A 15,620-nucleotide genomic window follows, 5' to 3' on the forward strand; every position below is an offset into this window, starting at 1 on the left:
ACCAAGATCAATGATGAATATCAAATCTTTCGTATTTAACCCTTTTTATGAAAACACCTACCTTCTTTGGGATGAGACAAAGGAGGCAATCATCATAGACCCGGGATGCTATGAAAAATACGAGAGGGATGAGCTCATTGGTTTTGTGGCGAGCGAAGACCTTAAAGTTGTAAAAATTGTCAATACGCACTGTCATGTGGACCATGTTCTTGGCAACTATTACCTAAAGGATCATTTCAAATGTCCTTTGTGGATACCAGAAAATGAAGCTGCCAATTATGAGTCCGTATCGGTGGTCGCATCACGATATGGTATTCATGGCTATACTAAGGGTGAACCCGATGAATTGATGAAGGAAGGAGATACCCTTAAGGTCGGAAATGAAGAGTGCTCTATCATTGAAGCACCAGGGCACTCACCAGGACACCAGCTATTTTATTTCCAAAACGAAAAAGTATTGATCGGTGGCGATGTACTTTTCAGACAAAGCATTGGCAGAACTGACCTTCCCGGAGGCGATCATGACACCCTGCTCAATAACATAAAGCAAAAAGTATATACCTTACCGGAGGACACGGTGGTTTATCCAGGACACGGTCCCGAAACCACCATCGGTTTTGAAAAAGTTAACAACCCATTTGTAAGAGGCTAATCATATAATGAAGAGACACATTCCTAACATTTTGACTTGCACTAACCTTGTTGTAGGAGCGTTGGGATGTATTTCTATCATTAAAGGAGACTTGTGGAATGCCATTTACTTTGTGATTGTAGCTGCGGCTTTTGACTTTTTTGACGGCTTTGCAGCCAGGCTTTTGAATGTCAAATCCGAGTTGGGCAAAGAACTGGATTCACTGGCGGATATGATCTCATTTGGGCTCTTACCAGCCATATACTTGCAGGCAGCCTTGGCCAAAACGGGCATAGATCCTTTAATACTCTCCTATGTTCCGATATTGATTGCTCCATTTTCTGCCTTGAGACTGGCCAAATTTAACCTTGATACTCGACAAGCTGATCAATTCATCGGTCTACCAACACCCGCAAATGCCATTATGATTACGTCCATGGGATTCCTTCCCAATGGTTTAGAAAGCTGGCAGCTAATCGTACTGGCTATTGCCTCTTGCATTTTGCTGGTATCTAATATTCCAATGCTCGCGTTGAAGTTTAGCAGCTTTGGTTTCAAAGAAAATTTATGGCGATACCTTTTGATCATTATGAGCTTGGCTTTGATCCTGATCTTAGGAAAATCTGGTGTCGTCTATATCATACCTACCTACATCATCGTTTCAATTCTCGGGAATTTTATCTCTAAAAAGAGCGTTTAAATTGATCCCTCATACTTTTGTGGACTGAAATGCGTTGGATAGCAAGAATGAGAGCATTCCTTTTTTTTACCGTCACACTGATATTCTATGTCAGCCATGCCCAGAGTGTTCTCTCTGAAGGCCCCTGGTTTAAAATTGGGATAACTGAAAATGGCGCTTACAAGCTGGATCGAAATTTCTTTGCCAACCAGTTAAAGGTCGATCCGGCATCAATTGACCCCAGAACGGTAAAACTCTATGGACACGCCGGCGGTGGCCCACTTCCCCAAGCCAATAGTATCTTCAGATATGATGATCCTCCGGAAAACGCTATCGTCGCAGTAGGGGAAAATGACGGTATTTTTAATGAAGGAGATTATTTTCTCTTTTATGGAAATAGCCCTGATAAATTGAAGCTTCAGGAGGACGGCTCTCTCGACTTTGTTAATAATCCATATTCAGATACCACCTACTATTTGCTGACTTTCGGTGGAACTGTTGGAATCAGGGCCGGCGCTATCCCTGCTGGTTCACCAGCCGGTACTCCCATTACTGAATTTGATGATTACATCGCACATAAATCTGAAGAGGATAACATCCTAAACTCTGGTAGAATCTGGTATAGCTTCCCTTTGACAACATCGTTCGGTGGTGATATTTCAAAGGCATTTCAATACTCGGTTCCAGGTATTCAAGATTCTATTGGCATCAAAATGAACCTATTGGGAGCCTCACTCTTTGATGCGTCCTTTGATATTTTCCTCAACAGTTCACTTTTGGCCAATCAACTGGTCAGTCCCATTTTAGATCAAACCTATGTTGATCGTGCGATTGAATACCCGTTGGATTTTACCATAGATAACAACACTTCTGAGTCTCTATCTCTACTCTTTTATTTCAATGAAAATAGAGTCAACGGCCGAAACAGTGCAGGGCACATTGATTATTTCTATCTGGGATTTAAGAGAACACTGGCTTTATATGATGACCAAATGCAATTCAGAAGCAGGCAAGCCATAGGAAATACAGCGACCTACAATCTCAATTCTCTGGGCAAAAGTAATGTCGCTATTTGGAATATTACAGATCCCATCAACCCAAAGGTTCAGGCCTATAATCAGAATGGAAATACCATTTCCTTTACAGAAAGCAATGCAGGTCTTCTTAGTGAATACATTGCTTTTCAGGTAAACACTTGTCCGACACCCAAAGCCAGCGGGAGCATTGCAAACCAAAACCTCAAGGCCAACGTCGATGTTGATGCTATCATCGTCAGTGCCCCGGAATTCCTAAGTGAGGCTCAAAGACTGGCCGATTTTCATGCCTCCTATGACGGACTATCTGTAAAAGTGGTCACCACCCGACAAATCTATAATGAGTTCGCTTCGGGAATGCAGGATCTCACGGCCATCAGAGATTACCTCAAATATGTTTATGATCAGGGGGCGCAATTAAGGTATGCGTTGCTTTTCGGGGACGCTTCTTTTGACTATAAAGGACTTGACGACAGATTAAAAAAAGAAAACTTTGTCCCTGTCTATGAATCAAGAGAGTCCATCCACAAGCTTTATAGCCATTCATCGGATGATTATTATGGCTTCTTTGAAGAGGACGAGGGTGATTGGTATGAAGGTGATCAATACCCAAGTGGCACTCCTATTCCCGGAACCTACGTTGACCATACCCTGGAAATAGGCGTGGGAAGAATCCCCGTTCATAGTCTCGAAGACGCCACCAATGTGGTAAACAAAATTATTCGGTATTCCACCAGCAAAAATGCCTTCGGGTCCTGGAGAACTGCTGTTGCTTATATGGCTGACGATGGAGATGGCAATCAACATATGGAGGATTCCGAGAAGCTGAATCAAATTTTGTTTGATGACCACCCTCAGTACAATGCCAAGCGCCTGTACATCGACAACTTCCAGCAACCGGATCGTCAAAGTCCGGACATGCGAGCTGCCATCAAGAAAAGACTTGAGGATGGCGTCCTTATTTTGGATTACCTGGGACATGGCGGAAATAATGACTTAATGCAGGAATCTGTTGTGGATCGACTATGGATCTCTGACCTTACCAACCGGCATAAACTCCCACTTTTTGTGACTGCAACCTGTATTTTCGGAGTGTATGACGACCCGTCCACCAGTCTCGAGAAATCAGGCGGAGAACGACTACTAACACATCCAAATGGAGGTGCAATTGCTTTATTAAGTACCACCAGAGCAGTATTCGCTCATACCAATTACCCCGTGAACGAAGCTTTTCATAATGCAGCATTTCAAAGGATTAAGGGCGAGTATCCACGTCTCGGCGATATCGTAAGAATCACTAAAAACAACAGCCTTAGAGGGCCTATTAATAGAAACTTCGCCCTGTTAGGGGATCCCATGCTTCGTCTCAATTACCCTGAGTATGAAATCCGTTTTGATAGCCTGGAATCTGACACATTGAGTGCACTGGGCACCTACACGCTTACCGGCAATGTTTATCTGGATTCTTCTACAGTTGATAATGATTTCAATGGTTATGCCTCAATCACTGTTTGGGACATCCCAAGAAAAAAGATCACTCTGGGTTTAGACAACCCCACTTATGGTTCCATTGAAGGTGAGGTCAATGACCCCTTCCAATATTCAGAACAGGATAATGCGCTATTTCGAGGCGAGGTGAGTATCACTAATGGGTCATTTGAAGTTTCATTCGTACTACCGAAGAACTCCTCCTACAAATATCAAAAAGGGAAAATCACCGCTTATGCAATGGCTGATAACCAGCTATTAGACGCCAATGGTGGTGCGAGAGATTTCGTGATAGGTGGTACAGGTGAATTTGAAATCGATAATACCCCTCCGGAAATATCACTTTACCTGAATGATCCATCCTTCCAAAACGGGGATGTTGTTGGCCCGAGTAGCCTGTTCATTGCCGAATTATCTGACAATAACGGCATTAACATCAGCACCAATGGGTTTAATCAAAACCTGACCCTAACGCTCAATGATACGCTGACTTTGGAATTAAACGATTACTACACGGCTTCAAGAGATGATTACACTACCGGAAAAATCGTTTATCCTATTAATAATTTGCCTGCCGGAAGGTATCATGGAGAATTAAAGGTTTGGGACACACACAATAATTACACTATAAAATCAGTTGACTTTAAAGTCTCTGATAAACCGAGAATAAGCCTGTTTAACGTAATGAACTTTCCGAACCCTGTTGCTAGCGATGGCAGCACGACCTTTGCCTTCGAGCATGATCGTCTTGGTGAAGGACTCACTGTGATTGTTGATCTATATGACCAATGGGGAGGGAAAGTTAACAAATGGACATTTGCTATTGATGATGCCAATCTGGAGGTTGACGATCTGACTGTGCTAATGACTAACAATAACGGAGACCGGGTAAAGAATGGAATGTACTTCTATAGATTAAAAGTAATTAGTACAATTGATGGTGCAAACAACGAGGTAATTCAGAGACTGCTAATCAATAATTAAGTATCTTTGCAAACTTTTTAAAACAATATTTTCATGAAGTATCGCCTTTTTAGGATCATACTCATCGCTGCGGGTTTCACCCCCCTGGCACTTGCTGCGCAGACCAACAACCAAAAGATAACCGGACAGGATGATGGCAGAAATCCTATAACCGTTGCTGTTCCCTTTGTAAGCTTTGCCCCGGATAGTAGAGGATCAGCTCTCGGAGATGCTGGCGTTGCTTCTAGCCCAGATGTTTACAGTAATTACTGGAACTCCGCAAAACTTGCGTTTATTGAGAAAGACCTTGGAGTATCCTTTTCCTACTCACCCTGGTTAGGAAAGATTATCAATGACATGTCGTTGAACTACCTGACCTTCTATAAAAGAATTGACAGAATCCAAAGTTTTGGATTTTCCTTCCGGTATTTTGATCTCGGTGAAATCCAGCTTACAAGTGAGAATGGAGATCCATTAAATATCGAAAATCCATATGAATTAGCATTGGACGGTACTTATTCAAGGAAATTGACTGAAAAAATGTCCGTTGGGGTTACGGGGCGATTTATCTGGTCAAACATTGCCGGAAATATCACTGGAAACACGGATGCAAAAGCCGGTACCAGTGTGGCAGTAGATATTGGGTATTACTACAAACAACCTATTATTTTTTCAGGTACGGATTCAGAACTAGCTTTCGGAGCTACCCTAAGTAATTTTGGGCAAAAGATCAATTACAGTAACGAGAGCAATGAGGACTTCATCCCTACGACCTTGAGACTGGGATCAGCGTTCAAATCCAATCTTGACCCATACAACTCTATCACGCTACTATTAGATTTTAGTAAGCTCCTGGTGCCAACACCTCCAATCTATGAGTTGGATAACAATGGAGATCCGGTAATCGATCCGAGTACAGGGGAGTTTGTAATAGCAAAAGGAAAAGATCCAAACAGAACTTTAATGGCAGGCACCTTTGGATCATTTGGTGATGCTCCTGATGGTTTTGTTGAAGAAATGCAAGAGGTAATGATCTCCGTCGGCGCAGAATACAACTATCAGGATGTCTTTGCGGTTCGTATAGGGTACTTTACAGAAAGTAAGAACAAAGGAGACCGTAAGTTTTTCACCGCCGGTGTCGGTTTCAAATACCAGGTTTTTGGTGTGGACTTCTCTTATCTAGTACCACAGAAAAAGGACCACCCTCTTGGCGACACGTTACGTCTTTCTTTCCAGTTTAACATGGACAAAAACGAATCATAGTCCGGAACTATGCTCGACAGATCCGTAGCACCAGCCGCAGAGAAAATATCAAAGCCTAACCTACCCAGTCCAGAGATCATCCCAATCTCGGAGGGAATGGAACTGGTAGTGCTGACACAGCATGATCAACCGGCAATTATGCTGGATCTGGCCTTTCCTGTTAGCCGCTCCACTGAAAACAACAGCACCATTTATTTGGCTGCTAAAATGCTCATGGAGGGAACCCGAGAAAAATCCAGCGCAGAAATTGCTTCTTTTCTGGATTTTCACGGGAGCCATTTAGAAATTCGACCAAGTTTGGACCATGTCCATATAAGGCTTTATTGCCTTAAGAAATACTTCAACAGCCAGTTGAATTTGATCGTCGAATTGCTCAACGAATCCATCTACCCCGAGCGACAATTTGAAAAGGCTAAAAACATTCGGACCCAACAAATCAAGCAGCAACATGCCAAGACCAATGCTTTTGCTAGCCTGAAATTCAGAGAAAAGGTATTTGGAGCTCAACATCCTTATGGTAGAATCTCATCCGTTGAGGAGGTCGTATCCACCACTCACGAAGAAGTGCTGAAGTTCTATCAAAATGGATTACTAACGCAGCCCTCCATATTTCTCGCAGGAGATGTTTCTCAAAACGAAATAGAGTTACTCAATGGGGCACTCAAACCTTTACAGTTTTATAACACGGCCAACACTTCCTCGAATAAGACGATTTCCTCTTCAGGAGAGCACATAATTTGGGAGAACGCTGTTCAGTGCAGTCTCCGAATGGGAGGTCAGATCATCGATAAGAATCATCCGGATATTCACCTGCTGCATATTACCAACGAACTACTTGGTGGTTTCTTCGGGTCGCGGCTGATGAAAAATATCCGGGAAGAAAAGGGACTTACCTATGGGATTCACTCCAGCATTGTGCATCTGAAAGATGGTAGCTACTGGACGATTGGCACCGATGTTCTCAAGGAAAAAGCTGATCTCGCAGTAAATGAGATAAAAAAAGAGATTCAGACACTAGCTACCACCTCACCTTCCGAGGAAGAATTAGCCACACTCAAAAGCTATTTACAGGGAAAATGGCTGATGTCCTTTGATAATTGTTTCAACTCGATGCAGCACATTGTGCAAAACAACCTGGCTGGATTAGACCAACAATATTGGATTGGATTCCTCAACCAACTGGAATCCTGCACCGCTAAGGACATTCGTCAAACAGCAGCGAAATACTTTAATAAAGACCTTATTGAGGTAATTGTGGGTTAATAAAGTTGATGCTCGAGCAGTAAGACCTGATCGCCTGAGACTTCGATTCTATCATACTTAAAAGGAGTGACTGTATAGCCATCGTAAGTCATAATTCCTTTTTTTCCTGACTTTTGGACAATCACCTGATCATTCCCCACATCTTCGATACTTTCAAAAAGGGGTGATAGTATTATTTCAGCATCCATGTTGGCCATCCCGTATCGGCCATATTGATCCTCCAAAATGTAGTTACCGGTAGCTTGTCTCGATATATTATTCCATTCCATTTTCAGGACTTCTCGCCCATCCTTGTCGATAATCCCGTACTTCGAGCCCCTTCTGACAATCGCTTTGCCGTTTTTAAAGGCGCTTACTTCATTGTAAAAGGGCTGTACTTTGAGCAATTCCTGCTTGTCCACAAAACCCCATTTACCAATCAACGAAACCGCCGCTCGTCCTTCTGAAAAACATTGAGCCCCATCGTATCGGTTGACAATCAATAAGCGTCCCTCAGAATCTACTAAACCAAACTTTTGATCCTTTCGGATCAAAAAGAAATCCTCTGAGAAACCATAAACCTCCTGAATTCCAGCCTGAAAATTAAAGACCTGTTCCCCTTCCTGATCTTGTACAGAAGCAAATCCATCGGAGTATAAAGCGAAATAATCTCCTATAGGTTGAATGCTGTCATAAACCGGATAAAAAATATTTTGATCCGAGAAAATGGCCCCCACTTTTCCTTCATTTTCAAGTCGAAGCACTTTATCTCCGGAAACATCAGAAGCAGTAACGTAAACGTGCTTTCCACTGGCATTGAAGATATGAGCTGCTCTTCCTTTATAAGCCACATAATACCTGCCATGGCATTCTATGCGATCATATTCTGGCAGAATAGGATATTCACCTTCAAAATTGGCAACTCCCCATTTCCCAACATATTGAGCAGCAAACTGGTCCTCACTCAGTCCGGCCTTTATACTATCAAACTTAAATTCAATTTGTTTTTGACCGGTGAAATTCATCCAGCCCCAATACTTGTGCCTGCGAACTCCAACCATTCGCTTTTGGCTGCCCATTACCTGATCAAGGGGATGCGTGTTGAGCTTGCGACCAAAGAAATTGTAAACATCCCATTTGTCTTTTTCCTGGACATAGAAGTAGGAACTATCCAGAAAAACACTGTCTTTTCCTGATACAAGAGTCTCTGATTTATGATTGAAGACCGCCCACTTCAGGTTACTTTGATTCTGCATCAACAGCACATTACCCTTACTGTCTGCCAGACGGAATTCATTGAATCCTGCAAACTTCATGGCTTCTGCCGAAAGCAAATGTTCATGACCATTCAAATAGGCCGTCCATGACCCATTTGAGTTTCGAGTAAGTGAATCACAGCTTACCTCCCAGGAGTCATCTGCCCCTTCAATTTTCCAGGTTTGAAATGGGCGTGCATTCTGAGCATCAATATGCTTAAAAGCCACCTTGTGGATCAATTGACCATCAAGAGACACCAAACCGTAACGACCTTCTTTCTTCAAAAGAACCCCTTCAGGCACTCTACTGACTTCATCGACCCAAAAATCTAAAACGGGCACCCCGTCGAAAGAGAATAATTTCTGTTTTTGACTAAGCCGCGCAATATACATTGTACCCATGGTGTCCACATCATGGAATTCTCTGGGCACCACTGCATGTCCTTCATCGTTCAACACACCGTAGAAAACTGAGCGATCACGATATTCAGAAACCTTTAATGACTTATCGGATAGCCTGTCAATAGAAAAGTATTCGAAATTGACCGTGACCTTGCCATCCTTGTCAATTAAGCCATGGAATAGATGGTTTGAAAGCCTCCCTTTAATAGCTGCCTTTACATGCGTTTCATCAAAAGGAACCAATATGGTGAACTGGGGTGAAGTAAGCTTTTTATTCTTAACCGATATTAGTCCCCATCCTTCTCCTTCTTTATAGCCAATTAACTCACCATGCACAGTGGTTTGTTGATTGGACCAGCCAATTGCGTCATATACAGGAGGGATAAGAACTTGTCCCTGATCATCTGCCAATCCTTCGAGCGAACCAGAACGAATCACCTGAAAAGCCTCAGCACTCAAGAGCGAGACTATAAAACTTAATAATATGGATGTGATAAATAACCTGTGAAGCATAGGAGATCGACCGGTTAACGCGCGGTCTTTCCGCTAGATTCTTTTTCCAGGTTGAAAAGATCATTGAGAACTTCTACGAGAGTTTCTGCCTCGCCCCGCTTACATGCGGCCTTCAACTGAAGCACCGGAAGTTTCATTACTTTTTGAATAATACCCTTGGTGGCCTTATCCAGAACTTCAACTTCCTTGTCCGATAAACCTGAAAGGTATCTTGACATCTCTTCTTTGCGAATTTCTTCGAGGGCATTTTTGAGCTTTTTGATCGTAGGGGAAACTTCCATTTCCTGAGCCCAATTTTGTAATTCACCCAGAGACTCTTCAATTATTGTAATAACAGAAGGAAGGGCTTTTTGTCTTCTTTCCAAAGCCTTGCACGCTCGCTGCTCCAACTGATCAACATTGTAAAGAACTACACCCTGTGACTCGACACTATCGTCAATACTACGAGGCACTGATAAGTCGATCATTAACTTCGGCAGGTGGTGCTCCGCTAATGTTTCACTAGTGATGATTGGATGTTCTGCATGAATCGCCGATACCACCACATTAGCTTTATTAATTTCCTGTTGAAGATTATCAAACTCACCAACAACATAACCCAATTGAGTGGCTAATGCTTCAGCTTTGCTTCTTGTTCGGTTAAGAACACGAACCTCCGCTTCTACGCCCTTGAGATTTTCCGCTACTGTTTGGCCAATCTCTCCCAAGCCTAAAATCAGAATGGTGGGGCTTGAAAAAGCTCCAATATAATTTTTAATTAGATCAGCAGAAACAGAAGCTGTCGAAGCTGTTCCATCTCTCAATTCCGTCTCTTGTACAACGCGCTTGTTTGTATAAAAAATGGAGTGTAGTAAGCGATGCAAAAATGGACCCGCCATATTTTCATCAGCTGACCACTGATATGCAGACTTTACCTGGTTAGTAATTTGCATATCTCCAAGCACCATTGAGTCCACCCCGAGGGCCACCTCATACAAATGCCTGATTGCCTCCTCACCCTCCATGTCATCAAAATGATTAGCAGAAGGTTCTTTCAAACCATGATGGATGTCCATCAAAGTGCAGAGTTGCAGTTTCAGTCGCTCATCAGAAGTGTAATAAATTTCCGTTCGGTTACAGGTAGAAAGCACTAACATCTCGTTGAGACCAAGTACCTCCTGGGCCCGACGCATAAAGGCTTTGGCTGAATCTTCTGTGAACGTCACTTGCTCACGAAGTTCAAGACTCGCCGTTTTATACGAAATTCCTATGGATTTAAAACTCTTCAATGTTACCTTTAAAAGATGTTTGCAAAAATATAACAGGCTCTCCTTAAATAACATGGAGAAGGCTCATTATTTGACCTGACGTTTATCATGAAACACATAAAAAGTTGGCTCATTGCGCACTTTGGGCTTTCCAGAGGTGAAATGAACGGCATGTTTGTTTTGCTTTTCATTATACTTTCCATTGCCATTTTACCTCGAATTTATATACACCGCTATGCATCCACTCCGTTAATTCCTCCGTCTGAGAGAGAGGAATTTCTTTCCTGGGCTCATAAAATTGAACAGTCGATTCAAAGAAAAACCTTTCCCATACAGCAAAAGAACAAAGAATACGATAAGAAAATTTTAGCCAGCTATAAGAAAACCGAATATCGCGACGAAGATAATCGGGCAAACAAGCGCCTCAGCGAAGTCAGCAACTCATATGAATCTGAGCGTGATTCATACACGCAGGCAACGATCGAAATGAAATCATTCGACTTAAATGTTGCCACATCGGAAGAGTTGATGAGAATTAAAGGGGTCGGTCCGGTATTATCAGAGCGAATTGTAAAATACAGGAATCGTTTGGGTGGCTTTAACCAGCCAGATCAACTCTATGAAGTCTACGGACTCAAGCACGAGGTCGCAGATTCTATCAAAAAATGGACTTATATCAGGGGAAAGGTTACTCCAACCATTCCATTAAATGCGGATAGTATAAAACATATTATGACCCATCCATATATCAATTATTCACTTGCGAAGCACATTTTTAATTACCGAAAGGTTCATGGAAGATACAAGGACATTGAAGAGCTCTTGTCACTTAAGTTGATGACGGATAGCCTCTATCAAAAATTATATCCTTATCTTTCTCTTGAGGACTAAAAAGGTGTAATGGAGAAAGTTTTGCAATCTTATTTGAGAAGGCTCACTAACCTTTCCAGCAATAACCGGTCACTACTATTTCTACGCTTAATCTCAGATCAATCCATTGATCTTCATGCGTTTGATCATGCGATAAATGATGTCAGCTTTAACATTATCGAGCAACTGATTGCTAAAAAGCGAAGCATCCCTCTGGTACAACAAATCGATACCCATGATGGAAGTGGAAATCAGCTGGCCGAGCGATTAAAAAAAATTGACAGAATTGAAAAGTTCATTTTCCAGGAGCGAGGAGCGAGGGACCTTTATGTAGGATGGCCATTTATTAGAGGAAAATTTGTGGATGACACCCTGGTACGTGCGCCTCTAATTTTTTTTCCGGTCACTCTTTCTCTGTCAAAAAACCAATGGTCATTACAGCTTCGAGACCAGGTAAACATCACTTTCAACAAGACATTTCTGCTGGCCTATGCCCATTACAATCAAGTGCCCGTAGATGAGGAATTGGTGGAAACCATATTGTCAGACCTTGATGATGATGCGACTGTCTTCAGAACAAAACTGTACCAAATACTCAAGCAAAGTCAACTGGAAATAAATTTTAATCAGGACAACTTCGTTGACAAACTGAGCTCTTTTAGAAACTACAAAAAGGCCGAACTTAATAAAGAGGAGAAGACAGGAAAGCTAAAATTATATCCTGAGGCGGTGCTGGGTATTTTTCCCCAGGCAGGATCATACCTGGTACCTGACTACCTAAAATTACTTGCAAGCCCCGTAGAGCAAAGTTTAGCTGATTTCTTTACTTCCAGGAGAAAAGAAAACCCTGAAGCCGAGAGCAAAACAAAATTTTCCGACAAGGTAAAAGAAGAAAATACCTTTACGCCGTTTGATTGCGATGCCTCACAAGAAAGAGCATTGAGATTGGTGAAAAATGGAAATTCCATGGTGATCCAGGGGCCTCCGGGAACCGGAAAATCTCAATTGATTTGTAATCTCATTTCCGACTACATAGCCCGAGGAAAGAATGTTCTTTTAATCAGCCAGAAAAAAGCTGCACTTGATGTTGTCTTCAACAGGCTTAAGAGCAAGGAACTGCATGATTTTGTGGGCCTGGTTCATGATTTCAAAAACGATCGAAAAAGTATCTTTGATCAGGTAGCACGTCAAATTGACAATATTGATGCCTACAAACAAAAAAACAATGGACTGGATGCGATCTACCTCGAAAGAACCTTTCAGCAGTCCAGTCGAAAAATTGATCAGACAGTAGAAGAGCTGGATGAATACAAGCGGGCTCTTTTCGATGAAGCTGAATCAGGTAAATCCATTAAGGAACTCTACCTTATTTCTGACCCTAATGAGCAGCACATCTCACTCAATCAGGATTATCGGCAGTTCCATTACCAGGAGGTTCCAGGCATAATTCAAAAATTCAGACAATACCTGGATTATCATACCAAATTCTCTGATCATTCATTTTTTAATAACCGCCCCAATTATTCCCACTTCACCGCGGGTGACCTCAGCAAAATAAAAGACATCATCACCCAGGCCGGAGATTTTCAGGAAAAGCTTAAGAAAGAATCAGCCTCATTTCTTACGAGCCCAATGGACTATGAGACCTGTCTGCACTTTTTGACTCAAAGAGAAAATCTGGAGCAGCTCATTACCAATCTGGACAACGAAACAGTATTCAAATACTTTCAACTCATGCAGGAGCATGAGACGGAGAGGCCACCCTGGCTGACAGATCAGGAACGTATCATGATGAACTGCTTTAAGGGTTCAGGTGTGGAGACTTCACTTCCGGCGCGCGATTTGGGACGATTTCAGGAATCACTGGAGCACGCCATAAAAGCCAGAAAAAACATTTTTAGTTGGGTCAAATGGAAGCTTTTCTCGAAAGACAAAATCTTTATCACCCGGATCCTGATTACCAATAGACTTAAGAGTGATCGGCAGGGGTTTGAGGTACTACTCGACCGCATTGACAACCGGTTAAACTTTGAACACCTCTTTTCAGAAATACAGGAAAGAAAGTGGCTGATCGATTTTCCTAAGTCATTCAGGATCATCGACATACAAAACTGGTTTTTTTATCAAAAACTGGCCTTCAGATCTAATGACATCGCCCATGGGATCAGGACGCTCTCAGACTTTGCACCCAGCAAAGAACATGCACGAGCATCATATGTCAGCTTACTCAAAAAGCTTGGTAATTTCCTGGATCAGGTGCCTACGCAGCAAAAGCTCTGGAGCCGATATCTCAATGAAAAACAAATCCGTCAATTGATGCTCGGAAAGGTCTCTGCTCAAGAGATCAATAAAGAACTTACCAGCTCCTTTGACTCACTGGTCGAGTATGATAAGATTAAGTCCTCTATGTCCTCCTCAGAGATTAAAATCATTGAAAACCTAATTTCGACCTGTGAAGGCCCCGAAGAGATCATTGAAGTTCTACAAAATAGCATTGCCTTAGCCTGGATCGACCACATCGAAGCTAAATTCCCTATTCTCAGGGCTGTTTCTTCTTTAAAAATGAACCACTTGTCTCAGGAATTGCAGGAATCCGTCCGGGAGAAAAAAGAAGTCAGTGAAGAGATCCTGCTATTGAAGGCCAGAGAACGCACTTACCATGAGGTGGAGTTCAACCGCCAAAATAACATGGTGACCTATCGCGAGCTTTACCACCAGGTAACCAAAAAAAGAAAAGTATGGCCTATCAGGAAAGTGATCCATGAGTACAAGGAGGAGCTATTTGCACTTCTTCCCTGCTGGATGGCTTCTCCTGAATCCGCATCGGCCATTTTCCCAATGGAGGAGATTTTCGATATCATCATATTTGATGAAGCCTCCCAGTGCTTTGCTGAACGGGGTATCCCCGGCATGTACCGTGGCAAGCAAGTGGTCATAGCCGGAGATGACAAGCAACTTCAACCCAACGACCTTTACCGGGTAAGATGGGAGGATGAAGACCTGATCGAACTTGAAGTCGACTCATTACTTTCTTTGGGCAAACAATACTTGCCCGAAGTAAGCCTACAGGGACATTACCGAAGCAAGTCTCTTGAACTGATTGCATTTTCTAACGAGCATTTCTACAATAACAAACTCAAAGTACTACCGGATTATCGTCATGTAGCTGAAATGAAAAATCCCATCCATTTCATCAAGGTGAACGGAACCTGGGAAGACAGCATTAATCGAGAAGAGGCCAGTACTGTAGTCAAATTGGTTCAAAGGATTCTAAAGGAAAACCCACAGAAGGAAATTGGCGTCGTCACTTTCAATGTGAGTCAACAAAGCCACATTCTGGACCTGTTGGATGATCTACAGGCCAACGAAGAATTTACGCTGCCTGACACTTTCTTCGTGAAAAATATTGAGAACGTGCAGGGTGATGAAAAGGATGTTATCATCTTCACTACAGCTTATGGTCACGATAAGGATGGGAAACTTCAACTTAAGTTTGGAAGTCTCAATCAGGCGGGCGGTGAAAATCGTTTAAATGTGGCCGTAAGCCGTGCAAGGGAGGAGATCTACCTGGTAACAAGCCTTATGCCCTCTGAAATGAAAACGGAAGGCACCAAAAACCAGGGTCCCAAGCTTTTGAGAGCCTATCTTGACTTCGCGCATGATGTAAGTGAGGGGAAGTGGAAACCAGCACCAAACCATGGTGACACACATAATCCCGAATGGTATTTGAAGAAAAAGCTGGAGAAAGTTGATACTGCTTCTCAGCTCAAATCTGAACTTCCATTTGCTGACTTAACCGCCAAAAACGAAGGCCATTATCAAGGTCTTGTTCTTACCGATGATGACTTGTTTTACGAAACGCTTTCAAGTAAGGATGCCTATTGCGACAGAATGGACCAGTTCACAGAGAAGCACTGGCCATTTGTTCAATTTTACAGCCGAGAATACTGGCTGGATAAAGCACATGCTGAAGAAAAACTGAGAAAGTTTGTAATAAGAACTTCCAGCTAATTCGCGTGCCTGGTTGCTCTA

9 protein-coding genes are annotated in these 15,620 nt (G+C 42.5%); 7 read left to right on the forward strand and 2 right to left on the reverse strand.

Going from position 1 to position 15,620, the window contains the following annotated elements:
- Positions 1-10 precede the first annotated feature (10 nt).
- Genes NXR94_RS00340 through NXR94_RS00360 form a run of 5 tightly spaced genes read left to right on the forward strand, consistent with a single transcriptional unit; the run spans position 11 to position 7,321 of the window.
- Positions 11-652, forward strand: a complete 642-nt coding sequence (locus NXR94_RS00340) for an MBL fold metallo-hydrolase (protein WP_258102560.1) — start codon at positions 11-13, stop codon at positions 650-652.
- A 7-nt stretch (positions 653-659) separates the two neighbouring features.
- Positions 660-1,331 (forward strand): CDP-diacylglycerol--serine O-phosphatidyltransferase, encoded by a 672-nt coding sequence (gene pssA, locus NXR94_RS00345; RefSeq protein WP_258102561.1) that lies wholly within the window; start codon positions 660-662, stop codon positions 1,329-1,331.
- 47 nt (positions 1,332-1,378) lie between these two features.
- Positions 1,379-4,816, forward strand: coding sequence for a type IX secretion system sortase PorU (gene porU, locus NXR94_RS00350; RefSeq protein ID WP_258102562.1), 3,438 nt, complete (start codon positions 1,379-1,381; stop codon positions 4,814-4,816).
- A 33-nt stretch (positions 4,817-4,849) separates the two neighbouring features.
- A complete protein-coding gene (gene porV, locus NXR94_RS00355; protein ID WP_258102563.1) occupies positions 4,850-6,058 on the forward strand; it encodes a type IX secretion system outer membrane channel protein PorV in 1,209 nt (402 codons plus the stop codon).
- Between the two features lie 9 nt (positions 6,059-6,067).
- Complete coding sequence (locus NXR94_RS00360; protein ID WP_258102564.1) at positions 6,068-7,321, forward strand: pitrilysin family protein; 1,254 nt, start codon at positions 6,068-6,070, stop codon at positions 7,319-7,321.
- Here NXR94_RS00360 and NXR94_RS00365 read toward each other — a convergent pair.
- Positions 7,318-9,471 carry a WG repeat-containing protein gene (locus NXR94_RS00365; protein WP_258102565.1) on the reverse strand — a complete coding sequence of 718 codons (2,154 nt, stop codon included), beginning with the start codon at positions 9,469-9,471 and terminating at the stop codon, positions 7,318-7,320. The two genes, NXR94_RS00360 and NXR94_RS00365, sit on opposite strands and share 4 nt — an antisense overlap.
- A gap of 14 nt (positions 9,472-9,485) precedes the next feature.
- Entirely contained in the window at positions 9,486-10,739 is a 1,254-nt protein-coding gene (hemA, locus tag NXR94_RS00370) for a glutamyl-tRNA reductase (protein ID WP_258102566.1), read from the reverse strand.
- Positions 10,740-10,826: 87 nt separating this feature from the next.
- Between hemA and NXR94_RS00375 the strand changes: the two genes are divergently transcribed.
- Both NXR94_RS00375 and NXR94_RS00380 read left to right on the forward strand, forming a co-directional pair.
- Positions 10,827-11,609 (forward strand): helix-hairpin-helix domain-containing protein, encoded by a 783-nt coding sequence (locus NXR94_RS00375; protein WP_258102567.1) that lies wholly within the window; start codon positions 10,827-10,829, stop codon positions 11,607-11,609.
- 9 nt (positions 11,610-11,618) lie between these two features.
- Positions 11,619-15,599 carry an AAA domain-containing protein gene (locus NXR94_RS00380; RefSeq protein WP_258102569.1) on the forward strand — a complete coding sequence of 1,327 codons (3,981 nt, stop codon included), beginning with the start codon at positions 11,619-11,621 and terminating at the stop codon, positions 15,597-15,599.
- Positions 15,600-15,620: the final 21 nt, after the last annotated feature.

Origin of the sequence: Marinoscillum sp. MHG1-6 (genome assembly GCF_024714475.1) — a bacterium.
Taxonomy (GTDB): Bacteria; Bacteroidota; Bacteroidia; order Cytophagales; family Cyclobacteriaceae; genus JAMZMI01.